Raw genomic sequence first — 22737 nt, forward strand, 5'->3', positions numbered from 1 at the left:
CGCCGAGGCACCCGCTCCCGCGGCTCCCGCCGCTGCGCCCGCTCCCGCCGAGGCTCCTGCCCCCGCTGCCGCGCCTGCCCCCGCTGCCGCGCCGGCCCCGGCCGCCGCACCGGCGCCCGCTGCGCCGGCGGTGGTCGCCGAGGAGGACGGGATCACGTACGTCACCCCGCTCGTGCGCCGCCTGGCTCAGCAGCAGGGTGTCGACCTCGGCTCGGTGAAGGGCACCGGAGTCGGTGGCCGCATCCGCAAGGAGGACGTGCTCAAGGCCGCCGAGGCCGCAGCCGCTCCCGCCGCTCCTGCCGCCGCAGCGGCGGCCGCGCCCGCGCCGCTCGAGGTCTCGCCGCTGCGCGGCACGACGCAGCCGATGTCGCGCCTGCGCAAGGTGCTGGCCTCGCGTGCGGTGGAGTCGATGCAGTCGACGGCGCAGCTCACGACGGTGGTCGAGGTCGACGTCACGAAGCTCGCGACGTTCCGCGACAAGGTGAAGAACGACTTCCTGGCCAAGACGGGCGACAAGCTGTCGTTCCTGCCGTTCTTCGCGCTGGCCGCCGCCGAGGCGCTCCAGGCGTACCCCGTCGTCAACTCGACGGTGGACGGCGACCAGATCGTCTACCCGGCGACCGAGAACCTGTCGATCGCCGTCGACACCGAGCGTGGCCTGCTCACCCCTGTGCTGCGTGACGCGGCGAGCAAGAACCTCGCTCAGATCGCGCACGAGATCGCCGACCTCGCCGCGCGCACCCGCGACAACAAGCTGAAGCCCGACGAGCTCGCGGGCGGCACGTTCACGCTGACCAACACCGGTTCGCGCGGCGCGCTGTTCGACACCCCCGTCGTGTTCCTGCCCCAGACCGCGATCCTCGGCACCGGCGTGGTCGTGAAGCGCCCCGGCGTCGTGACGGTCGACGGCAAGGACGCGATCTCGGTGCGCTCGTACGTCTACCTGGCGCTGTCGTACGACCACCGCGTGGTCGACGGTGCGGACGCCGCTCGCTTCCTCGGCGCCGTGAAGACGCGCCTGGAGGCCGCCGCGTTCGAGGGCCAGCTCGGCATCTGATCCGGAGCGGTCCCCGCTTCTAGGGCTGCTGCGCGACGTCGGAGACGTCGCGCAGCAGCCATTTCTCGTCACTGCGCAGGATCACGACCATCTGCGAGGGGGCGGACCCGTCGTTCGCGTCGACCCGCAGGACCGCGATGTCGCCGAAGTCGTCGAGGAGCGTGACCGTCCGCTCTGCCGCGGGGCGATCGACGGCGCCGCCGGATAAGGGCGCCCCGTCGACCGCCACGGTCCCGAGGCAGGAGGCGTCGCCGGCGCACGCGATCCGTGCGTCGAGCAGTCCGCCGGTGAGGAGGGCGAGGTCCGCGGGCTCACCGGGTGGAGAGTCGCTGCGGGGTGTCGCGGAGGCGTCGGCATCGGCCGGGACGGATGTCGCGGACCCGGGCGTCGCCGTGGGCGAATCGCTCGGTCGCGCATCGGTCGCGACGCCGCTCGCGGTCGGCCACAGCGCACCGCCGGCCAGCACGGCGACCGCGACGGCCCCTCCGACCACCCACGGCGCACGTCTCGCGCCGGTGCGCGGCGGGTCGCCCGCGCGTCGCAGCCGGCGCCACACCGCGGTCGTCGCCCGCGACACGGTGTCGGAGAGCTCGTCGTCCACGCCGGCGACGAGCGTCTGCCACATCGACCGCGGCGCGGGTTCGTGCGGCGCGTCCGCCGCCCGGCGCGTGCCCTCGTGCGCACGGGCGACGCCATCGCTCGCGCTGCGAGGACTGAGGATGACGGTGCTGAGGGGCTCCGCCTCGGCCAGGGCGAACAGCGCCTCCTCGGCGGCCTCCAGCTCATGGATCGAGATGCGCTCCGCGGTGACGGCTCGCAGCGCCGTCTGCCACGTGCGCTGCGCGGGCGGGTCGACACCCACACCCTCGAGGACGGCGGCGGATGCCTCGAACACGCGCCGGGCCGAGGCATCCGTCGCCAGCACCGGCCTGCCGGCATCGTCGAGCCACCAGTCGCCCTCGAGATCGGGGGTGCCGGCGACCTCGGAGCAGCCGCGCAGCACGCTCACGCCGAGCGTGACGGCCTCGCCCAGGCTGAGTGGCATGCGTGCGGCTCTGCGCCGGACGAAGTCCTCGAGGCGTTCGGAGCAGACCGGCAGGACCGCGTCGTGGCCGTCGACGCGTCGGACGATGTCGGCCGGTGCCAGCACGTGACCGTCGGGTGCGGCATCCCATCCCCGCCAGTGCGGACCGAGGACGTCGGAGTCGACCAGCACGCAGGCGTCGCCGCCGGCGGTGCGGACGAGGGTTCCGGGCCACGGGCCGTCCTCCCGCGCCCGCACCGCCCGGATGGCGCGATAGGTGCTCCCGAGCGAGCCGTCGACGGTCGTCATGACGCCAGTGTGCGGCGGTGCGTGACGCGACAGCCTCGGTCGGCGGTCGTCTGTGGAAGAACGGCGCCCATGCCCGACTGTGGAGGAGCCGAGGACGAGCCCGCGAAAAGGTAGGCTGGAAGCTATGGCCGCGCGCAGTTCCGCCCCCGAGAAGGGCCCGGGATTCTTCTCCCAGATCCGCACCCTCTACACCTTCACCCAGAAGGAGTTCCGCTGGCTGCCGTTCCTCCTGGTCGGCATCCTCCTCCTCGGCATCGCCGTGGGTGTGGGCATCGGGTTCCTCATCCCGCCGGTCGCCGTCTGGAGCGTCATCCTGTGGGGCGTCACCGGCCTCATGCTCGGCGTCCTCGCGTCGATGATGACGATGACCCGGCTGTCGACCCAGGCGATGTACAAGAAGATCGACGGGATGCCGGGAGCCACGGGCCACGTCATGTCGACCTCGCTCGGCCGCAAGTGGCAGGCCAGCGAGATGCCGGTCGGCATCAACCCCAAGACGCAGGAAGCCGTCTACCGCGCCGTCGGGCGCGGCGGCGTCGTGATCGTGGGCGAAGGCGCCCGCGGCCGGCTCACGCGCCTCGTGAACGACGAGCGGTCGAAGGTCCAGCGCGTCGCGTCGGGCGTTCCCGTGACGGTGCTCTACGTCGGTCACGGCGAGGGAGAGACCCCGATCTCGAAGCTCGCCCCGACCATCAAGTCGCTGCCCACCAAGATCGACCGGGCCACGATGGCCGCGGTCATCAAGCGCATCGAATCGGTCTCGCAGTCGCTGACGTCGCTGCCGATCCCGAAGGGCATCGACCCCACGAAGGTGCGGGCGCCGCGTCCGCGCTGAGTCGCTCGCGTGTGAACCCGGTCCGGCGAAGATGCCGGGCCGGGTTCTTCCGTCTCACGAGCGGATGAGCACCGTGCCCGCGGCCTTGTCGTGGAGCCCCCGCTGGTCGGCGTCCCAGATGACCGCCGGGATTGCGAGGATCAGGAGCGCCGTGCGGATGACGGGACGCCACAGGCCCACCCATGCGCCGTCGAGGCGCACCAGGCGCAGGCCGAAGATGCGGTGGCCGGGGCTGCCTTGGAGCGTCGGCAGGAACACGATCTGGATGGCGGCGAAGATCGCGAGGATCGCGAGCGGGTCCCATCCGAAGAAGCCGGAGATGAGGTACGCGGCGCCGTAATCGAGGCAGAGAGCGCCGACGCGGCGACCCAGACGGCCGATGGATCCGGTGCCCTCGCGGGGCAGCCCGAGGCGTTCGCCGGGATAGTCCTGGATGCTCTGCGTCACTTCCCCAGCGTACCCAGGTCGTCGTAACATCCCTGAAACACAAGTGATACTGGAGGGCAATGCCCTGCGGGTACCTTGCCAGAGTGCCCGGCCCGTACGGGCGGATCCGAATGCCCTACCTCTGGAGTCTTCATGTTCAAAGATTCATCCGAGGTGCTGAAGTTCATCAAGGACGAGGACGTCAAGTTCCTCGACATCCGTTTCACGGATCTTCCTGGCGTGCAGCAGCACTTCAACATCCCGGCCTCCACCGTCGACGAAGAGTTCTTCACGGTCGGCCAGCTGTTCGACGGCTCCTCCATCCGAGGCTTCGCGAACATCCACGAATCGGACATGCAGCTGATCCCGGACGTGTCGACAGCGTACCTCGACCCGTTCCGCGAGGCGAAGACCCTCATCATGGTCTTCGACATCTACAACCCGCGCAACGGCGAGATCTACTCGAAGGACCCGCGCCAGGTCGCCAAGAAGGCTGAGAAGTACCTCGCCTCGACCGGCATCGCCGACACCGCGTTCTTCGCGCCCGAGGCGGAGTTCTACATCTTCGACGACGTCCGCTACGAGGTGAAGCAGAACTCGAGCTTCTACTCGGTGGACTCCGAAGAGGGCGCCTGGAACACCGGCCGTGCCGAAGAGGGCGGCAACCTCGCGAACAAGACCCCCTTCAAGGGCGGCTACTTCCCGGTCTCCCCCGTCGACAAGACTGCCGACCTCCGCGACGACATCAGCCTCCGCCTCATCGAGTCGGGCCTGCTCCTGGAGCGCTCGCACCACGAGGTCGGCACCGGCGGCCAGCAGGAGATCAACTACCGCTTCGACACCATGGTGCACGCGGCCGACGACATCCTGAAGTTCAAGTACATCGTCAAGAACGTGGCGAACGAGTGGGGCAAGGTCGCGACCTTCATGCCCAAGCCGCTCTTCGGCGACAACGGCTCGGGCATGCACACGCACCAGTCGCTGTGGCTCGAGGGCAAGCCCCTCTTCTACGACGAGAAGGGCTACGCGCAGCTCTCCGACCTCGCGCGCTGGTACATCGGCGGCATCCTGGCGCACGCGCCGGCGCTGCTCGCGTTCACCAACCCGACGCTCAACTCGTACAAGCGCCTCGTCAAGGGCTACGAGGCTCCGGTCAACCTGGTGTACTCGGCCGGCAACCGCTCGGCGGCCATCCGCATCCCGATCACGGGCTCCAACCCCAAGGCCAAGCGCATCGAGTTCCGCGCACCGGACGCCTCGGGCAACCCGTACCTCGCGTTCGCCGCGCAGCTCATGGCCGGCCTCGACGGCATCCAGAACCGCATCGAGCCGCACGAGCCCGTCGACAAGGACCTGTACGAGCTTCCCCCCGAGGAGGCGAAGAACATCCCCCAGGTGCCGAACTCGCTGCTCGACTCGCTCGACGCGCTCCGCGCCGACCACGAGTTCCTGCTCAAGGGCGGCGTCTTCACGCCCGAGTTGATCGAGACGTGGATCGAGTACAAGATCGAGAACGAGATCCAGCCGCTCAACGCGCGTCCGCACCCGTTCGAGTACGAGCTGTACTTCGGCGTCTGACGTTCCAGCACCGCAGGCGGGCCCCGGGAGACCGGGGCCCGCTTCTGTGTTCGCTGGGAGATGGATGCCGCGGCCCGGCGTGCGGCCTAGGCTGAACGAGCGTTCCGCGCCCGGACCGAAAGCTCGCACCGACAGAAGGCGAAGACGATGCCCAGCCGCACCACCGCGACGACACGACGGCGCAGTGCGCGTCGGTCGCCGGCGGCGCGCAGGCGCAGGCCGCAGCGACACGCCCGTCGGCGCGGCCGGCGCACCGGCGTCGCGCTGGCGATCGCCGTGCCGGTGATCCTGTTCGCCGCGTTCCTGGGCGGAGCGGCGTTCCTCGCCGGGAGCTTCCGGATGTCATGGGCGGACGAGATCGCACTCGCCCCCGACGACCGTGCGCCCGCGCCGCCGCCGATGATCGAGCCCGCGGTCGCCGGGTACCGGTTCGAGCAGCTCACGAACGCCTGCACGATCCTGGTCGCCGGCAGGGACCTCGGATTCGACGCGCGGGACCAGACCATCGCCGTCATGACCGCGATGGGCGAGTCGTCACTGCGCAACATCGACTACGGCGACTGGGAGACGAGCGGTGTGACCAACCCCGACGGCTCCCGCACCACGTCGATCGGCCTCTTCCAGCAGCAGGACTCCTGGGGCACGCGCGAAGCGCGCCTGGATCCCTACACGGCCGCGACCGTGTTCTACCGGGCCATGGCCGAGCGCGTGCCCGACCGTGCGGTGGTGGAGCCGACCCTCGTCGCGCACCGCACCCAGATCAACGCCGACCCGAATCACTACGCCCGCTACTGGGATCGCGCGGTCCGCGTGGTGGGCGCCGTCACCGGGAACCCGCTGGAGGGCGACCGCATCGACGGCATCCCGCACTGCCCGGGCGCGTGATCGGCCGCGGGCCGCAGCATCCGGATCAGCCGTAGAAGAGCTTCTCGAAGACGCGACGCGCCCGGCGGGTGGTCCCCAGGTAGTCCTCCTCGACCTGCGTGGCGGACCGGGGCGGGTACTCCAGCAGTCGCCCGATCCCGTCGAGCTTCTTGCGGTCGACGGGGAGCACGTCGCTCGTCTGACCCGACAGGAGCGTGTTCGCCGAGCGGAGGCGGCTTGCGAGACGCCAGGCCTCCGCCAGGCGGTCCGCAGCGCTGGCTGGGATGAGCCCCGCGCCCTCGGCGGCGCGGAGCGCACCGAGGGTCGACGTCGTGCGCATCTCGGGCACGGCGTGGGCGTGCTGCAGCTGCAGGAGCTGGACGAGCCACTCGACGTCGCTGAGCGAGCCCGGGCCGAGCTTGAGGTGACGTGAGGGGTCGACGCCCTGCGGTAGGCGTTCGCTCTCGACGCGCGCCTTGATGCGCTTGATCTCGCGGGTGGCGGCGAGATCGACGCGCTCGGGATAGCGCACGCGGTCGGCGAGCTTCATGAAGTCGCCGATGAGCTTGACGCTGCCGGCCACGCCGCGTGCCCGCAGCAGCGCCTGCGCCTCCCACGAGAGCGCCCATCGCCGGTAGTACTCCTCGTACGCCTCGAGGGAGCGCGCGAGCGGGCCGTTGCGGCCCTCCGGGCGCAGATCGGCGTCGAGATCGAGCGGGACGCGGTGGTCCTCGGAATGCGTGCGCAGCGCGGCGACGAGCTTGAGGGCGAGCTCGTGTGCCCGCTGCGGATCGACGCCGTTCGGGCGGTAGACGTACATCACGTCGGCGTCCGAGCCGAAGCCGAGCTCCGCTCCGCCGAATCGCCCCATCGCGATGACGGAGAAATCGAGCGCCTGGTCCTCCGGAGGCACGACCTCGCGGCGCACCGCCCGCAGCGTCGCCTGGATCGTGACTTCGGTGATCGTCGTGAGCGCGTCCGCGACCTCTTCTATCGTGACGCTGCCGAGGATCGCGCCCATGGCGATGCGCAGCTGCTCGCGCCGTCGGAGCGCCCGCACCGCGCGCATCGCCTCGATGACCGTCTTGTGGCGAGTCTGGATGGCCCTCGCCTCCTGCTGCAGCGCCGTGCCGGAGCGCGGACGCAGCAGCTCGGGGTCGTCGAGCCACGCGGCGGACTCGGGGATCCACTCGATCAGCTCGCCGACATAGCGGGAGCCCGAGAGCACGCGGGAGAGGCTCTCGGCGGCCCCCGAGGAGTCCCGCAGCATGCGCAGGAACCAGTGCGTGTCGCCGAGCCGCTCGCTGAGGCGGCGGAAGGCCAGGAGGCCGTAGTCCGGATCGACGCCGTCGGCGAACCAGCGGATCATGACGGGCATGAGGTGGCGCTGGATCGTCGCCTTGCGGCTCAGGCCGGTGGTGAGGGCGGCGATGTGCCGCAGCGCCCCCGCCGGGTCGGCGAAGCCGATGGCCGCGAGACGGTCGTGCGCCTGCTCGGTCGACAGCACCCGCTCATCGGCGGGGAGCGCGGCGACCGCGGAGAGCAGCGGCCGGTAGAAGAGCCGGACATGGATGTCGCGCACCTCGCGCTTGACCGACTCCCACAGCTCCCAGATCCCCTCGCCGGTGTCTGCGAGGCCCGTCGCGCGCGCGAGGACGCGCAGGTCCTCCGGGCGCGACGGCATGAGATGCGTGCGACGCAGCTGGCGCAGCTGCACGCGGTGCTCGAGGAGACGCAGGACGCGGTAGTCGCGCGAGAAGGCGGATGCCTCGGCACGGCCGATGTACCCCTCGGCGACCAGCGCATCCAGTGCCTCGAGCGTGCCGCGCTGGCGGATGCGGTCGTCTGAGAGGCCGTGCACCAGCTGGAGGAGCTGGACGGTGAACTCGATGTCGCGGATGCCGCCCGGTCCGAGCTTGAGCTGGTACGGCACGTCGGCGGGCGGGATGTGCTCGGTGACGCGCTCGCGCATGCGCTGCACGCTGTCGACGAAGTTCTCGCGCGCCGCGCTCGTCCACACCTTCGGCTGCACCGCTTCGATGTAGGCCTGGGCGAGGCCCTCGTCGCCCGCGATGGGCCGCGCTTTCAGCAGCGCCTGGAACTCCCAGCTCTTCGCCCATCGGTCGTAATACGCCAGGTGGGAGTCGAGAGTGCGCACCAGCGCGCCCTGCTTGCCCTCGGGGCGCAGGTTGGCGTCGACCTCCCACAGCGGAGGCTCGATCTCGACGCCGGAGATGCCGCGCATCGTCTGGACGGCCAGCCGCGTCGCGATGTCGACGATGCGGCTCTCGCCGAACTGCTCGACGGCGTCGTCGTCGCCGCCTCCCACGAAGATGACGTCCACGTCGCTGACGTAGTTGAGCTCGCGAGCGCCGGTCTTGCCCATGCCGATGATCGCGAGCTTCGTGCGCGCCACCTGCTCGCGGGGGAACAGTCCTGCTCCGACCGCACCGCCCGAGACACGGGTGCGGGCGACCGCGAGTGACGCTTCGAGCGCCGCGCCCGCGGCATCCGCGAGCCGTGCCGACACGGCGGCGACCTCATCGACCGGTGCCGGGCTCAGGAGGTCGTACGCGGCGATGCGCGCGAGCATGCGGCGGTACCGCACGCGCAGCGCGACCCACGCGCTCTCGCCGCCGTCGGCGGCGAACCCGTCCACGGCGCCGATGGACGCCAGCAGCTCCGAGCGCAGCTCGTCAGGGGTGGGAAGGCGCTCCCCCGCGTCCGCGAGCTGATCGACTTCGGCGGGGTGACGGAAGAAGAACTCGCCGAAGCCGGTCGACGCCCCCAGCAGCGCCCACAGGGCGCGCCACGCCGTCGGCCGTTCCTGCGCCCGGCGGACGGGCGCGGAATCCCGGCGGGCGAGGCGCGCGAGAGCGTGCAGCGCCTCGTCGGGATCTGCCGCATCGACGGCGCCGTCGAGCAGCGCGTCGCGCGGCGCGTCGATGAGGTCGGAGAGCTCGTCGAGGAGTGCCTCGGCGTCGGTGAGGCGGCTGAAGCCGAGGCGGGCGAGCGGGGTCAGCGAACTCGGCCGGTCGCTCGCAGACATGCGTCAGCCGGTCTCAGAGCAGCTCGAGGTTGCTCTTGAGCTCGAACGGCGTGACCTGGGAGCGGTACTCCTGCCACTCGCGGCGCTTGTTGAGCAGCACGTGGTTGAAGACCTGCTCCCCCAGCGTCTCGGCGACGAGCTCGGACTCCTCCATGAACTCCAGCGCGTGGTCGAGGCTCGCGGGCAGCGGGGCGTACCCGAGAGCCCGGCGCTCAGCATCCGTCAGCGACCAGACGTTGTCCTCGGCCTCGGGCGGCAGCTCGTACTCGTTCTCGATGCCCTTGAGGCCTGCGGCGAGCATGAGCGCGTACGCCAGGTACGGGTTCGCGGCCGAGTCGAGTGCGCGGTACTCGACGCGCGACGACTGACCCTTGCTCGGCTTGTACAGCGGAACACGTACGAGCGCCGAGCGGTTGTTGTGGCCCCAGCAGATGAAGCTGGGCGCCTCGTCGCCGCCCCAGAGCCGCTTGTACGAGTTGACGAACTGGTTCGTCACGGCCGAGATCTCGTTCGCGTGGCGCAGCAGGCCGGCGATGAACTGACGGCCGACCTTCGAGAGCTGGTACTGCGCGCCCTCCTCGTAGAACGCGTTGACGTCGCCCTCGAACAGCGACATGTGCGTGTGCATGCCGCTTCCCGGCTTGCCCGTCATGGGCTTCGGCATGAACGTCGCGTAGACGCCCTGCTCGATCGCCACCTCTTTGATGACGGTGCGGAACGTCATGATGTTGTCGGCCGTGGTGAGAGCGTCCGCGTAGCGGAGGTCGATCTCGTTCTGACCGGGGCCGCCCTCGTGGTGGCTGAACTCCACCGAGATGCCGAGATCCTCGAGCATGCGGACCGAACGGCGGCGGAAGTCGTGCGCGGTGCCGCCCGGGACGTTGTCGAAGTAGCCGGCCGAGTCGACCGGCTCGGGGCCTTCGGTTCCGAAGGACGACGACTTCAGCAGGTAGAACTCGATCTCGGGGTGCGTGTAGAACGTGAACCCCGCGTCGGCGGCCTTCGCGAGCGTCCGCTTGAGGACGTGGCGCGGGTCGGCCACGGCCGGCTGCCCGTCGGGCGTGGTGATGTCGCAGAACATGCGCGCGGTCGGGTCGATCTCGCCGCGCCAGGGCAGGGTCTGGAACGTGGTCGGGTCGGGGTGCGCCAGCAGATCCGACTCGTAGGAGCGCGTCAGGCCCTCGATCGCGGAGCCGTCGAATCCGAGGCCTTCGCTGAACGCGCCCTCGACCTCGGCGGGTGCGATGGCGACGGACTTCAGCGTGCCGATCACGTCTGTGAACCACAGCCGTACGAACTTCACGCCTCGTTCTTCGATGGTCCTCAGAACGAAGTCACGCTGCTTGTCCATCGCGTCCTCTCCGGTGCCGGATCGCCCGAGGTGTCTCTACGACCGCGGTGAAAGCCAGACTACTGGTCGTCGCCGCCCTCGCCCGACACGGTGTCGGAGCCCCAGGAGTCCTCGCGGGCCTCCTCCGAGGCCCAGGCGCGGGAGCGCTCCTTGATGACCTCGGGAGCGTTCGCGGCCTCCTCGGGAGTGTCGAAGGGGCCTGCGCGATCCGGGGCGGGCGATTCGAAACCCTTCTCGACCTCGCCGGTCTTGAGGTTGTACCAGTACTTGTCGCTGCCGCTCGTCATCGTGCACGCTCCTCGCATCGCGGGCTGGTCGCCCTCAGCACGATCCTACTGACGCCCGCCTCGTCGGCGACGGCGTCGGCGTCGATAGGCTGTCGACATGGCATCTGACGCGGCACGCGCCGTCGGCGTGGACATCGGCGGCACCGGAATCAAGGCGGGGATCGTCGATCTCGACAAGGGCGAACTCGTCAGCGATCGCGTGAAGGTCGCGACGCCGGCCGGGGCGCACCCGCCGGACGTGCTGGCCGCGGTGCGGGAGGTGCTGTCGACCCTGGGTGTCGCCGACGACCAGTCGGTTCCGCTCGGAGTGGCATTCCCCGCGATCGTCAAGAACGGCCGCACGCTGTCGGCCGCGAACGTGTCGGACGAGTGGATCGACTTCGCGGCCGAGAAGTTCTTCGAGGACGGCCTGGGTCGCGACATCCACTTCGCGAACGACGCGGATGTCGCGGGGGTCGCGGAGGTCCGCTACGGCGCCGCCAAGGACCGGCCCGGGCTCACGATCCTGACCACTCTCGGCACCGGGATCGGCTCGGCGCTGCTGTACAACGGCGTGCTCGTGCCGAACTCGGAGCTCGGTCACGTGCAGCGTGCCCGTCACGGGAAGGATGCCGAGGCCTACGCCGCGTACTCCGCGATGGAGCGTCACCACCTCTCGTGGGAGCAGTGGGCCAAGCGGCTGCAGTGGTACTACAGCCACATCGAGTTCCTCTTCAGCCCGGACCTGTTCGTCGTGGGCGGCGGGGTCTCGAAGCACGCCGACCACTTCCTCCCCCTGCTCGACATCAAGACGCCGATCGTGCCCGCGGTGCACCGCAACAACGCGGGGATCATCGGCGCCGCGGCGCTCGCGCGCGGCTGACACGGCGCCGCCACCGAGCGCGGGCGGCGGAGAGGGCGAATGGGCCGGCCTGTACGCCGGGTTCTGTCCGGGGGCGTGAGCCCCGTGGACGGTCATCTCTCTCGGCGACACGTTGCCGTGCCGCTCCAGCGGCCTACCCGGGGACTCGGCGGGCCGCGTCGTCATCCCCTGTGTGGCCTTGCTCCGGGCGAGGTTTACCGTGCGGGTCGTGTCACCACGACCCCGGTGGTCTCTTACACCACCCTTTCACCCTTACCCGGCCGAAGCCGGGCGGTCTGCTTTCTGTGGCACTGTCTCGCGGATCGCTCCGGGTGGGTGTTACCCACCGCCCTGCCCTGTGGAGCCCGGACGTTCCTCGGCGCGACGGCGAACCGTCCGCGACGCGACCGTCCAGCCGACCCATTCGCGTCCGCAAGTTTATCGCCGCCCGGCGGGGGTCTGTGCCGCGTCAGTCCTTGAGCGCGGTCTCGGCGATCCGCACGTCGAGCCGGAAGTCGAGCGGGAAGCCGCCGAAGAGCAGGTGCCCCGCGGTGGTCGCGGCCTCCGTCACCGCCTGAGCCGCCGCATCCGCGTGCTCCTCGGGTGTGTGCACGATCACCTCGTCGTGGAGGAAGAACGCGAGATGCGGCTGTCGCGCGAACGCAGGGCCGGAGCGCGGCGCGCCGCGCTCCGCAGGCACCGGCGGGAGGGCGGCCAGACGCCCGCGGAGGTCGGCCAGCCACGCGAGCGCCCATTCGGCGGCAGTGCCCTGCACGACGAAGTTGCGGGTGAAGCGGCCCCGATCGCGCGCCCAGCGCCGAGCGCGGGTCTCGTCGGCTCCGGATGCCTCGGCCTCTGTCGCGCGCGACTGCGCGGCCGACCACTCCGGTGACGGCGCGGGCGACGTGCGGCCGAGCCAGGTGGAGACGATGCCGCCGTCCTCGCCGGTGCGCGCGGCGTCGTCGACCAGGCCCATCGCGCGGGGATAGGCGCGCCGCAGGCGCGGGACCAGCCGGCCGGACTCCCCCGTCGTGGCGCCGTACATCGCGCCGAGGATCGCGATCTTCGCCTCCTGCCGGGTCGCCACCGCGCCGCTGTCGACGATCCCGGCGTAGAGATCGCGTCCGCGTGCGGCAGCCGCGAGCGCGGTGTCGCCCGACATCGCGGCGAGCACGCGCGGCTCGAGCTGTGCGACGTCGGCGACGACGAGCCGCCAGCCCGGGTCGGCGCGCACGGCCTCGCGCAACTGGCGCGGCAGCTGCAGGGCTCCCCCGCCCGATGACGCCCAGCGCCCGGTGACGACGCCGCCCGGCACGAAGACCGGGCGGAACCGGCCGTCGGCGACCCACTCGGCCAGCCACGTCCATCCGTTCGCCGACAGCAGGCGCGAGAGCTTCTTGTACTCGAGGAGCGGTTCGATGACGGGATGCCGCTGCTCGGCGAGCTCCCAACGGCTCGTGGAATCGACGAGCACGCCGGCGCGGTGCAGCGACCGCAGCAGCTTCGGCTGCGAGTCGAGGCTCGCCGCGGGGTCGCCGAGCGCCGCGCGGACGCGCTCCGCCGATGCGGCGAGCTTGGCGGGCTGCGCGCCGCCGGGGCGGCGCTCCCCGAGCGTCTCGACGAGGATGCGGTCGTGCGCCTCGGCGTCCCATGGGAGTCCCGCGGCGCGCATCTCGGCGGCCACGAGCGCGCCCGCAGACTCGGCCGCCGTCAGCAGCCGCAGACGGCCGGGCGTAGCGCTGCCGGCGATCGCGTCGCGCTGCCGCACGAACTCGGCCAGGGCCGCATCGGCGTCCGCGGGCGGACCGGTGGGACGCCCGACGGCGTCCAGCTCGAACAGGGTCGGCGCGGCCTCTTCGGCGTCGACATGCGGGGCGGCATCCCACTCCTCCGACCGCCTCACCGGCGCGGTCTCGGAGACCAGCGCGGAGTCGCGCAGGATCGCATGGCACAGGCGCAGGTCGTGGCACCGGGCCACGCGGACGCCGTCAGCGAGCAATGCGGCGTACCACTGCGGGGTGTCGTGCCAGACCCATCGGGGTGCCCAGCGGATCTCGGCGTCCGAGATCCACGACGTCAGAGCGCCGCTGTCGACCTCCTCACGCCCGGACTCGTCGGCGTTCGCGTCGAGCAGGATGACGACGGCACCGCGTTCGGTCCGCCCGAGGACGATCCAGCCCGGGGCGTCAGACACGCCCACCGCAGAAGACGTCTGGTGCGGTCACAGCCCGGATTCGTCGTCGCGCACGAGGATGCAGCCGCACTCCGGGCACATCACGACGTCGTTCTCGCCGGCCTGGCGCAGCACCTGCAGGTCGGTGCCGGCGAGCACCATGTGGCAGCCCTCGCACGTGCGGCGTCGCAGGAACGCGGCACCGGCACTGCGGGCGGCGAGGCGGTCGTACAGGGCGAGCAGGTCGGCCGGGACACCGCCGGCGACGGCGGCGCGGTCGCGGGTGGCGGCGTCGAAGGCCGCGGTCGCCTCAGCGACGGCGCGCTTGCCTTCGGCGCTCAGCTCGGCACCCTCGGCGTTGGTCGCCGCGATGAGGGATTCCTGCTCGGCGACGGCGGCGTCGGCGATCTCGAGCCGCTCCATCACCGCGAGCTCCGCGTCTTCGAGGTCGTTCTTGCGGCGGGCGAGGGCGGCCAGCTCGCTCTCGAGCCCCTGCGCCTCCTTCGAGTTCGTCGAGGCGGCGAGACGGTCCGCGTCGCGAGCCGCGCGGGCGTCGACGACGGCGACATCGGACTCGATGCGCGACAGCTCCGTGCGCAGATCGTCACGGGCGCCGAGACGCGTGCCGAGCTCCTGCGAGAGCTCCTGACGCCGGCCCAGCAGCTCCTGGACCCGACCGGCCTGAGGCGGGTTCTTGCGTGCGTTGTCGGCCTGGCGGATGCGGGCGTCGAGCTGGGCGACCTCGACGAGGCGGCGCTGGTCTGCGGGGCTGGCGTTCACGTCACCAACCTACCGTGGGGCATCGACGGCGCGAGCGGTGGAGACTAGCATTCGACGACCGGCCCTTCCGAAGACGAAAGGCGCGAACCATGGGCGTTCTCCGCACCAAGTCCGTCGAGCAGTCGATCGCCGACACCGACGAACCGGAATTCCGACTCAAGAAGTCCCTGACGGCCCTCGACCTCACCGTGTTCGGCATCGGCGTCGTGATCGGCGCCGGCATCTTCACCCTCACCGGCCGTGCCGCGCACGAGGTCGCGGGCCCCGCGATCGTGCTCAGCTTCGTGGTGGCCGCGATCGCCTGCACGCTCGCGGCGCTCTGCTACGCCGAGTTCGCGTCGACCGTGCCCGTGTCGGGCTCCGCCTACACGTTCTCCTACTCCTCGCTCGGCGAGCTGTTCGCCTGGATCATCGGGTGGGACCTCATCCTCGAGATGTTCCTGGGCGCGAGCGTTGTCGCGCAGGGATGGAGCGCGTATCTCGGCACGCTCTTCGAGCAGCTCGGGATGCCGATCCCCGCCGAGATCGGTTACGGCGGCACCGTCGACCTCATGGCGATCCTGCTGGTCCTCGTGCTCGGCGGCCTGATGACCTTCGGGATCAAGGAGTCGCTGCGCGTCAACATGGTGCTCGTCGCCGTGAAGCTCTTCATCGTGCTGTTCGTGATCGTCGCGGGCCTCCTGTTCGTGAACCCGGCGAACTGGTCGCCGTTCGTCCCGGCGCCCGCGCCGAGGGAGAGCGCGACAGGACTGAGCCAGCCGCTGCTGCAGTTCTTCTCCGGCATCGAGCCCACCGCGTTCGGTGTCGGGGGCATCTTCGCCGGCGCCGCGCTCGTGTTCTTCGCCTACATCGGGTTCGATGTCGTCGCGACCACCGCAGAGGAGACGAAGCGCCCGCAGCGCGACCTGCCGATCGGCATCATCGCGTCGCTGGTGATCTGCACGCTGCTGTACTGCGCCGTCGCGCTCGTGGTGACGGGGATGGTCCCCTACCAGGACCTCGACCCGGCGGCCGCTCTCGCCAACGCCTTCGCGTTCCACGGCGCGACGTGGATGGCGACGCTGATCTCGGCGGGCGCCGTGGCCGGTCTCACGACCGTCGTGCTCACGCTGCTGATCGGGGCGACGCGCATCATCTTCGCGATGTCGCGCGACGCGCTCCTGCCCGTCCGGCTCGCGAAGGTGCACCCGCGGTTCCGCACGCCGTGGGTCATCTCGATCCTCGTCACGATCATCGTCGCCGTCGTCGCGGGCTTCACCCCGATCGGCCTGCTCGAGGAGATGGTCAACATCGGCACCCTGTCGGCGTTCGTGCTCGTGTCGATCGGCGTCATCGTCCTGCGGCGCAAGCGCCCTGACCTGCACCGCAGCTTCCGCGTGCCGCTCAACCCGTGGCTTCCGGGGCTGTCGGCGGCGATCTGCGTCTACCTGATGCTGAACCTCACCGTCGAGACGTGGCTGCGATTCCTGGTGTGGCTCGTCATCGGCTTCGTCATCTACTTCGCCTACTCCCACCGGCACTCCAGGATCGGCCAGCCCGGGTATGAGGAGTTCGCGCTGCCGCACGTGGTCTCGCACCAGCGCGACGACGGCGGTCCGGACGAAGACGCCGATCCGCGAGGGGACCGGCGCTGAAGGACTTCGGTGGGCCCTGCCGGGATCGAACCGACGACATCCACGGTGTAAACGTGGCGCTCTACCAGCTGAGCTAAAGGCCCTCGCGCCCAGTCTACGAGGTGCGTCCGGACCGTCTCGAACTCGCTAGGCTGGCAGTTGGTGCGTGCGCCGCTCCGGTAGCGATTACCTGGCACGATCTGCCAGACGACGAAAGGTCTTCTGTGACTGTCAACGATCAGGATCCGTACTCGCAGGAACCCCTCGACAGCGATCCCGATGAGACCTCCGAGTGGCAGGAATCCCTCCAGCAGCTCGTGCAGGCGAAGGGCCACGGACGTGGCCGCGAGATCATGCTGAGCCTGCTGCAGACCTCCCATGAGCTGCAGCTGAACGTTCCGCAGGTTCCCACGACGGACTACATCAACACGATCGCCCCTGAGAACGAGCCCGAGTTCCCGGGCGACGAGGAGCTCGAGCGCCGGTACCGCCGGTGGATCCGCTGGAACGCCGCGGTCACGGTGCACCGCGCCCAGCGTCCCGGGATCGGCGTGGGCGGCCACATCTCGACGTACGCGTCCTCCGCGTCGCTGTACGAGGTCGGCTTCAACCACTTCTTCCGTGGTCTCGACGACCCGACCGGCGGCGACCAGATCTTCATCCAGGGTCACGCCTCTCCCGGCATCTACGCCCGCTCCTTCCTCGAAGGCCGCCTGAGCTCCGAGCAGCTCGACGGCTTCCGCCAGGAGAAGTCGAAGGCACCGCACGCGCTTCCGTCCTACCCGCACCCGCGCCTCATGCCGGAGTACTGGCAGTTCCCGACGGTCTCGATGGGTCTCGGACCGATCAACGCCATCTACCAGGCGATGTCGAACAAGTACCTCACCAACCGCGGCATCAAGGACCTGTCGAACTCGCACGTCTGGGCATTCCTCGGCGACGGCGAGATGGACGAGGTCGAGAGCCGCGGACAGCTGCAGGTCGCGGCGAACGAGGGCCTGGACAACCTCACGTTCGTCGTCAACTGCAACCTGCAGCGCCTCGACGGCCCGGTGCGCGGCAACGGCAAGATCATCCAGGAGCTCGAGAGCTTCTTCCGCGGCGCCGGCTGGAACGTCATCAAGGTGGTCTGGGGCAGCGGATGGGACGAGCTCCTCGCCAAGGACACCGACGGTGCACTCGTGCACCTCATGAACACCACGCCGGACGGCGATTTCCAGACGTATCGCGCGGAGGACGGCGCGTTCATCCGTGAGCACTTCTTCGGGCGCGACGAGCGCACGGCCGCTCTCGTGAAGGACTGGTCGGACGACGACATCTGGGGCAAGCTCCGCCGCGGCGGCCTGGACTACCGCAAGGTCTACGGCGCGTACAAGGCCGCGACCGAGCACAAGGGCCAGCCCACCGTGATCCTCGCCAAGACGATCAAGGGCTACGGTCTCGGGCATCACTTCGAGGGCCGCAACGCGACCCACCAGATGAAGAAGATGACCCTGCAGGACCTGAAGTACTTCCGCGACTCGATGCGGATCCCGGTCTCGGACGCGCAGCTCGAGGAGAACCCCTACCTGCCGCCGTACTACAACCCCGGATCGAACGACGAGACGATCCAGTACATGCTGGAGCGCCGTCGCGCGCTGGGCGGCTTCCTGCCGGAGCGCCGTTCGCACCACGTCGGGCTGCAGCTGCCGGGCGACGACGCGTACGCGCTGCCCAAGAAGGGCTCGGGCACGCAGGAGATCGCCACGACGATGGCCTTCGTCCGTCTGCTCAAGGACCTTCTCCGCGCAAAGGACTTCGGCCACCGGATCGTGCCGATCATCCCCGACGAGGCGCGCACCTTCGGCATGGACGCGTTCTTCCCCTCGGCGAAGATCTACAACCCGCACGGCCAGAACTACACGTCGGTCGACCGCGAGCTGCTCCTGGCCTACAAGGAGAGCCCGCAGGGCCAGATCGTCCACGTCGGCATCAACGAGGCGGGCGCGGTCGCGGCGTTCACCGCGGCGGGCACCTCGTACGCCACACACGGCGAGCCGCTCATCCCGGTGTACGTCTTCTACTCGATGTTCGGGTTCCAGCGCACCGGCGACGCGCAGTGGGCGGCGGGCGACCAGATGGCGCGCGGCTTCATCATCGGCGCCACCGCCGGACGCACGACGCTGACCGGTGAGGGCCTCCAGCACGCCGACGGCCACTCGCTCCTGCTCGCCTCGACCAACCCGGCGACCGTGTCGTACGACCCGGCCTACGGGTACGAGATCGCGCACATCGTCCGCTCGGGCATCGAGCGCATGTACGGCGGCAACCACCCCGACCCCAACGTCATGTACTACCTCACGGTGTACAACGAGCCGCTCGTGCAGCCGGCCGAGCCCGAGGGCGTGGACGTCGACGGCATCGTGCGCGGCATCCACCGCGTCTCGACCGCCGAGGGCGAGGGCCCCAAGGCTCAGCTCCTGGCGTCGGGCGTGGGAGTGCCGTGGGCGCTCGAGGCGCAGCAGCTGCTGCGCGACGACTGGGGTGTGCAGGCCGACGTCTGGTCGGTCACCTCGTGGAGCGAGCTGCGCCGCGACGGCCTGGCCGCCGACGAGCACAACTTCCTCCACCCGGAGGAGGACCCGCACACCGCCTACCTGACCGAGAAGCTGAAGGACGCCGCCGGCCCCGTGGTCGCGGTCAGCGACTTCATGCACGCCGTCCAGGACCAGATCCGTCCGTGGGTGCCGAACCGCTTCGCGACCCTCGGTGCCGACGGCTTCGGCTTCTCCGACACGCGCGCCGCGGCCCGTCGCTTCTTCAAGATCGACGGCCCCTCGGTCGTGGTCCGGACGCTTCAGGCTCTTGCCGAAGAGGGTGCGGTCGACCGCAGCCTCGCCGCGCAGGCCATCCAGAAGTACCGTCTGCACGACGTGACCGCCGGTACGAGCGGGAACGCGGGCGGCGAGAGCTGACCTGCGGATGGGCAAGTCCACCGAGGTGATGGACAAGGTCGAGACGCTCGCCTGGCTGCGACGCATCTCCGGCGACCTCGCGACCGTCACCATCAAGCGCCTCGAGGAGACGCTGCCCTGGTATGCCGAGATGCCACCGGCCCGACGGTCCGCCGTCGGGCTGGTGGCCCAGGCCGGCATCACGTCGTTCATCTCGTGGTACGACGAGCCCGGCTCCACGCCGTGGATCGCATCCGACATCTTCGCGGCAGCCCCGCGCGAGCTGCTGCGCAGCGTCAGCCTGCAGCAGACCCTGCAGCTCATCCGCGTCACCGTCGAGGTGACCGAGGAGCGGGTCGCGGGCAAGGGCGAGCACCTGCGCGAGGCGATCCTGCTGTACTCGCGCGAGGTGGCTTTCGCCGCGGCCGACGTCTACGCCCGCGCCGCCGAGGCGCGCGGCCTCTGGGATGCGCGCCTCGAGGCTCTCGTGGTCGACTCGATCCTCACGGGCGAGGCCGACGAGGAGCTGCCGAGCCGCATCGCCGCCCTGGGCTGGCACGGCCACGGCGAGGTCGCAGTCCTCGTCGGCACGACTCCCCCGCAGTTCGACGTCGACCAGCTCCGTCGCACGGCGCGCAAGCTCGGCGTCGACGTCCTGATCGGCGTGCAGGGGTCGCGTCTCGTGCTCGTCGTCGGGCGCGCCGAGCCGTCGGCCGTCGCCGACGACGCCGTGACCGACCTCCCGTTCGGCGAGATCGCACGCCGCCTCGAGCCCGGCTTCGGAACCGGATACCTCGTGCTCGGCCCGACGGTGCCGGCGCTCGTCGACGCGAGCCAGAGCGCTCGGGCCGCCCTCGCCGGATTCGCGGTCGCGCGCGCCTGGCGTCACGCTCCTCGCCCTGTCGAGGCCGACGACCTCCTCCCCGAGCGAGCCCTCGCCGGGGATCCCCTGGCCAAGATCACCCTCGTCGAGCGCATCTACCGCCCGCTCCAGTCGCACAGCGCCGACCTCGTGTCGACGCTGTGGGCGTACCTCGACAACGGCCGTTCGCTCGAGGCCACTGCGCGTGAGCTGTTCGTCCACCCGAACACGGTGCGCTACCGCCTCAAGCGCGTGTCCGAGGTCATCGGCTGGGACGCCACCGGACCTCGCGAGGCGCTGATCCTGCAGACGGCGCTGATCCTCGGATCGATCGGGACGGATGCCTCCCGCCGCCGTCCGCCGGCCCGCCGCAACCCTGCGTGATCTCTGCGTCAGTGTGGGCCACGCACAAAGCAGCGCGTGATTCTTGTGACGGTGTCGCCAGAACGACCTTTCTGATCCTTGACAGGATGGAACGGTGAGAATCGCGGTCTTCCCCGGACAAGGCTCCCAGTCCCCCGGCTTCCTGACTCCCTGGCTCGAATCGGACGGCGCGGCGGACCGCCTCGCTCAGTACTCCGAGTGGTCCGGCGTCGACCTCGTCGCCGCCGGCACCGAGTGGGACGCCGACCAGATCCGCGACACCCAGGTGGCGCAGCCGCTCATCGTCGCGGCCAGCCTGCTGTCCTGGAACGCGCTGCCCGACCGTGAGCGCATCGGCGGCGTGGCCGGGCACTCCGTCGGCGAGTTCGCCGCCGCCGCGGCGGCGGGAGTCCTCAGCGAAGAGTCCGCACTCACCCTCGTCGGCATCCGGGGCCGCGCGATGGCGGAGGCGGCAGCGGCCGCCGAGACCGGGATGAGCGCCGTGATCGGCGGAGACGAGGCATCGGTCCTCGCGCGCCTCGAAGAGCTCGGCCTCTCCCCCGCGAACTACAACGGTGGCGGCCAGCTCGTCGTCGCCGGCGCACTCGACGCCCTCCAGACCCTCGCCGCCGAGCCGGTCGCCGGAACGCGTGTGATCCCGCTGCAGGTCGCGGGCGCCTTCCACACCCACTACATGGCGCCGGCGGTCGAGGCTCTGCGTGATGCCGCGACCGACCACGACGTCTCCGATCCCGGTGTCACGCTGTGGACCAACCGCGACGGCTCCGCCGTATCGTCGGGCCGTGCGTTCGTCGACCTTCTCGTGGACCAGGTCGCCTCGCCGGTGCGCTGGGACCTCTGCATGGCGTCTTTCGCCGATGCCGGGGTATCGGGCATCGTGGAGCTGTCCCCCGCGGGCACGCTCGTCGGGCTCGCGAAGCGCGCGCTCCGCGGAGTCCCCGCCGTCGCCGTCAAGACGCCCGCTGACCTGGAGGCCGCCGCCGCGCTGGTGGCCGCCGACGCCTGACCGGAGTACCCCCGCATGACCCGCAGCCTCATCCAGCCCACCGGTGCCGCCCACACGCGCATCTACTCATACGGCGCCGCCCGTGGCGAGATCGCGGTGCCGAACGACGACCTCATCGGCCCGATCGACTCGAGCGACGAGTGGATCCGTCAGCGCACCGGCATCGTCACGCGCACTCGTGCGCTGGCCGAGACCGACGCGATCGACCTCGCGACCGATGCCGCCCGCGAGGCGATCGAGCGGTCCGGCGTCGACGCGTCGCAGGTCGACGCCGTCATCGTCGCGACCATCAGCAACCCGAAGCAGAGCCCGTCGGTGTCGGCGATCGTCGCCGATCGCGTCGGCGCCAACCCCGCCGCGGCGTACGACGTGAACGCCGCGTGCGCCGGCTTCGCCTACGGCGTGGCCCAGGCCGACGCGCTCATCCGCGCCGGCGCCGCGAACTACGCCGTCGTGATCGGCACCGAGAAGCTCAGCGACATCGTCGACCCCGCCGACCGCAGCATCTCTTTCCTGCTCGGCGACGGTGCGGGCGCGGTCGTGGTCGGTCCGAGCGAGACGCCCGGCATCGGCCCCACCGTGTGGGGCTCCGACGGCTCGAAGTCCGAGGCCGTGGGCATGAACCACACGCTGACCGAGTTCCGCGACGGGGTCGCGCCGTGGCCCACCCTGCGCCAGGAGGGCCCCACCGTCTTCCGCTGGGCGGTCTGGGAGATGGTGAAGGTCGCACGCCAGGCGCTCGAGGCTGCGGGGGTCGAGGCATCCGATCTCGCCGCCTTCGTGCCCCACCAGGCGAACATGCGCATCATCGACGAGTTCGCCAAGCAGCTGGGCCTGCCCGACACCGTGCTGGTCGGCCGCGACATCGAGACCACCGGGAACACCTCGGCGGCCTCCATCCCGCTGGCCACGCACCGGCTGCTCGAGGAGCACCCGGAGCTCAGCGGCGGCCTCGCGCTCCAGATCGGCTTCGGCGCCGGGCTGGTTTTCGGCGCGCAGGTGATCGTCCTTCCCTGACGCGGCGAACCGCGACCCTAGACTGATTCCCGGCCCGCTCGGGCACGCCTACCCCTAACAAACAGGAGAATCCCATGGCATTCACCAACGACGAGGTCCTCGCGGGACTCGCGGAGCTCATCACCGACGAGACCGGTATCTCGGCCGACGAGGTCGCGCTCGAGAAGTCGTTCACCGACGACCTCGACATCGACTCGATCTCGATGATGACGATCGTCGTCAACGCCGAGGAGAAGTTCGGCGTCACCATCCCGGACGACGAGGTCAAGAACCTCAAGACCGTCGGCGACGCCGTCACCTTCATCACGTCGAACCAGGCGTAGGACCATCCCGGTGGGGGCCGCGGCC

18 protein-coding genes, 1 tRNA gene and 1 other RNA gene are annotated in these 22737 nt (G+C 70.5%); 11 read left to right on the forward strand and 9 right to left on the reverse strand.

What is annotated here, in order from left to right; translation table 11 throughout:
• On the forward strand, positions 1-1057 hold a 1057-nt coding region (sucB, locus tag ACLBXX_RS19225), incomplete at its 5' end, for a 2-oxoglutarate dehydrogenase, E2 component, dihydrolipoamide succinyltransferase (RefSeq protein ID WP_447659352.1).
• 19 nt (positions 1058-1076) lie between these two features.
• Here sucB and ACLBXX_RS19230 read toward each other — a convergent pair.
• Positions 1077-2390, reverse strand: coding sequence for a hypothetical protein (locus ACLBXX_RS19230; protein ID WP_447659353.1), 1314 nt, complete (start codon positions 2388-2390; stop codon positions 1077-1079).
• Between the two features lie 124 nt (positions 2391-2514).
• On the opposite strand from ACLBXX_RS19230, the gene ACLBXX_RS19235 reads away from it, so the two are divergent.
• A complete protein-coding gene (locus ACLBXX_RS19235) occupies positions 2515-3225 on the forward strand; it encodes a DUF4191 family protein (RefSeq protein ID WP_056367342.1) in 711 nt (236 codons plus the stop codon).
• Positions 3226-3279: 54 nt separating this feature from the next.
• Here ACLBXX_RS19235 and ACLBXX_RS19240 read toward each other — a convergent pair whose 3' ends face one another.
• A complete protein-coding gene (locus ACLBXX_RS19240) occupies positions 3280-3672 on the reverse strand; it encodes an RDD family protein (protein ID WP_387137496.1) in 393 nt (130 codons plus the stop codon).
• Between the two features lie 132 nt (positions 3673-3804).
• On the opposite strand from ACLBXX_RS19240, the gene glnA (ACLBXX_RS19245) reads away from it, so the two are divergent.
• Both glnA (ACLBXX_RS19245) and ACLBXX_RS19250 read left to right on the forward strand, forming a co-directional pair.
• Entirely contained in the window at positions 3805-5229 is a 1425-nt protein-coding gene (gene glnA / locus ACLBXX_RS19245) for a type I glutamate--ammonia ligase (protein WP_310290931.1), read from the forward strand.
• 147 nt (positions 5230-5376) lie between these two features.
• The gene (locus ACLBXX_RS19250; RefSeq protein ID WP_447659354.1) at positions 5377-6114 is read left to right on the forward strand and encodes a peptidase M23; all 738 of its coding nucleotides are present in this window, start codon (positions 5377-5379) and stop codon (positions 6112-6114) included.
• A gap of 25 nt (positions 6115-6139) precedes the next feature.
• Here the strand turns inward: ACLBXX_RS19250 and ACLBXX_RS19255 are convergent, their stop codons facing one another.
• The 3 genes from ACLBXX_RS19255 to ACLBXX_RS19265 are packed head-to-tail and all read right to left on the reverse strand — an operon-like array spanning position 6140 to position 10780.
• Positions 6140-9142: a bifunctional [glutamine synthetase] adenylyltransferase/[glutamine synthetase]-adenylyl-L-tyrosine phosphorylase gene (locus ACLBXX_RS19255; RefSeq protein ID WP_447659355.1), complete on the reverse strand. Its 3003-nt coding sequence runs from the start codon at positions 9140-9142 to the stop codon at positions 6140-6142.
• 13 nt (positions 9143-9155) lie between these two features.
• Positions 9156-10493 carry a type I glutamate--ammonia ligase gene (gene glnA, locus ACLBXX_RS19260; protein ID WP_387137486.1) on the reverse strand — a complete coding sequence of 446 codons (1338 nt, stop codon included), beginning with the start codon at positions 10491-10493 and terminating at the stop codon, positions 9156-9158.
• Between the two features lie 59 nt (positions 10494-10552).
• Positions 10553-10780 (reverse strand): SPOR domain-containing protein, encoded by a 228-nt coding sequence (locus ACLBXX_RS19265; protein WP_387137483.1) that lies wholly within the window; start codon positions 10778-10780, stop codon positions 10553-10555.
• A 97-nt stretch (positions 10781-10877) separates the two neighbouring features.
• Between ACLBXX_RS19265 and ppgK the strand changes: the two genes are divergently transcribed.
• On the forward strand, positions 10878-11642 hold the full coding sequence (gene ppgK, locus ACLBXX_RS19270; RefSeq protein WP_387137480.1) for a polyphosphate--glucose phosphotransferase: 765 nt from the start codon (positions 10878-10880) through the stop codon (positions 11640-11642).
• Between the two features lie 36 nt (positions 11643-11678).
• On the opposite strand, the gene rnpB is transcribed toward ppgK, so the two are convergent.
• From rnpB to ACLBXX_RS19285, 3 genes are all read right to left on the reverse strand, one after another.
• An RNA gene (gene rnpB, locus ACLBXX_RS19275) (RNase P RNA component class A) lies at positions 11679-12044 on the reverse strand.
• Positions 12045-12090: 46 nt separating this feature from the next.
• Entirely contained in the window at positions 12091-13815 is a 1725-nt protein-coding gene (locus ACLBXX_RS19280) for a bifunctional 3'-5' exonuclease/DNA polymerase (RefSeq protein WP_447659356.1), read from the reverse strand.
• Positions 13816-13842: 27 nt separating this feature from the next.
• The gene (locus ACLBXX_RS19285; protein ID WP_387137474.1) at positions 13843-14574 is read right to left on the reverse strand and encodes a zinc ribbon domain-containing protein; all 732 of its coding nucleotides are present in this window, start codon (positions 14572-14574) and stop codon (positions 13843-13845) included.
• Between the two features lie 89 nt (positions 14575-14663).
• On the opposite strand from ACLBXX_RS19285, the gene ACLBXX_RS19290 reads away from it, so the two are divergent.
• Complete coding sequence (locus ACLBXX_RS19290) at positions 14664-16208, forward strand: amino acid permease (RefSeq protein WP_447659357.1); 1545 nt, start codon at positions 14664-14666, stop codon at positions 16206-16208.
• 10 nt (positions 16209-16218) lie between these two features.
• Here ACLBXX_RS19290 and ACLBXX_RS19295 read toward each other — a convergent pair.
• Positions 16219-16291, reverse strand: a tRNA-Val gene (locus ACLBXX_RS19295).
• Positions 16292-16411: 120 nt separating this feature from the next.
• Here ACLBXX_RS19295 and aceE point away from each other — a divergent pair.
• The 5 genes from aceE to ACLBXX_RS19320 all read left to right on the forward strand — a co-directional run bounded on the left by aceE (position 16412) and on the right by ACLBXX_RS19320 (position 22712).
• The gene (gene aceE, locus ACLBXX_RS19300; protein ID WP_387137468.1) at positions 16412-19141 is read left to right on the forward strand and encodes a pyruvate dehydrogenase (acetyl-transferring), homodimeric type; all 2730 of its coding nucleotides are present in this window, start codon (positions 16412-16414) and stop codon (positions 19139-19141) included.
• A 7-nt stretch (positions 19142-19148) separates the two neighbouring features.
• Positions 19149-20366: a PucR family transcriptional regulator gene (locus ACLBXX_RS19305; protein ID WP_387137465.1), complete on the forward strand. Its 1218-nt coding sequence runs from the start codon at positions 19149-19151 to the stop codon at positions 20364-20366.
• 94 nt (positions 20367-20460) lie between these two features.
• The gene (locus tag ACLBXX_RS19310) at positions 20461-21372 is read left to right on the forward strand and encodes an ACP S-malonyltransferase (RefSeq protein WP_447659358.1); all 912 of its coding nucleotides are present in this window, start codon (positions 20461-20463) and stop codon (positions 21370-21372) included.
• Positions 21373-21387: 15 nt separating this feature from the next.
• Positions 21388-22389 (forward strand): beta-ketoacyl-ACP synthase III, encoded by a 1002-nt coding sequence (locus tag ACLBXX_RS19315; protein WP_447659359.1) that lies wholly within the window; start codon positions 21388-21390, stop codon positions 22387-22389.
• A 74-nt stretch (positions 22390-22463) separates the two neighbouring features.
• Positions 22464-22712: an acyl carrier protein gene (locus tag ACLBXX_RS19320; protein WP_013586517.1), complete on the forward strand. Its 249-nt coding sequence runs from the start codon at positions 22464-22466 to the stop codon at positions 22710-22712.
• The last annotated feature ends 25 nt before the right edge of the window (positions 22713-22737 follow it).

This window comes from Microbacterium sp. C23T (genome assembly GCF_053345975.1).

Bases quoted from the DNA above. Each gene is read 5' to 3' on its own strand.
- ACLBXX_RS19230 (WP_447659353.1), bottom strand. From the start codon at position 2,390: ATGACGACCGTCGACGGCTCGCTCGGGAGCACCTATCGCGCCATCCGG.
- ACLBXX_RS19235 (WP_056367342.1), top strand. From the start codon at position 2,515: ATGGCCGCGCGCAGTTCCGCCCCCGAGAAGGGCCCGGGATTCTTCTCC.
- glnA (WP_310290931.1), top strand. From the start codon at position 3,805: ATGTTCAAAGATTCATCCGAGGTGCTGAAGTTCATCAAGGACGAGGAC.
- ACLBXX_RS19250 (WP_447659354.1), top strand. From the start codon at position 5,377: ATGCCCAGCCGCACCACCGCGACGACACGACGGCGCAGTGCGCGTCGG.
- ACLBXX_RS19255 (WP_447659355.1), bottom strand. From the start codon at position 9,142: ATGTCTGCGAGCGACCGGCCGAGTTCGCTGACCCCGCTCGCCCGCCTC.
- glnA (WP_387137486.1), bottom strand. From the start codon at position 10,493: ATGGACAAGCAGCGTGACTTCGTTCTGAGGACCATCGAAGAACGAGGC.
- ACLBXX_RS19265 (WP_387137483.1), bottom strand. From the start codon at position 10,780: ATGACGAGCGGCAGCGACAAGTACTGGTACAACCTCAAGACCGGCGAG.
- ppgK (WP_387137480.1), top strand. From the start codon at position 10,878: ATGGCATCTGACGCGGCACGCGCCGTCGGCGTGGACATCGGCGGCACC.
- ACLBXX_RS19290 (WP_447659357.1), top strand. From the start codon at position 14,664: ATGGGCGTTCTCCGCACCAAGTCCGTCGAGCAGTCGATCGCCGACACC.
- ACLBXX_RS19305 (WP_387137465.1), top strand. From the start codon at position 19,149: ATGGGCAAGTCCACCGAGGTGATGGACAAGGTCGAGACGCTCGCCTGG.
- ACLBXX_RS19315 (WP_447659359.1), top strand. From the start codon at position 21,388: ATGACCCGCAGCCTCATCCAGCCCACCGGTGCCGCCCACACGCGCATC.
- ACLBXX_RS19320 (WP_013586517.1), top strand. From the start codon at position 22,464: ATGGCATTCACCAACGACGAGGTCCTCGCGGGACTCGCGGAGCTCATC.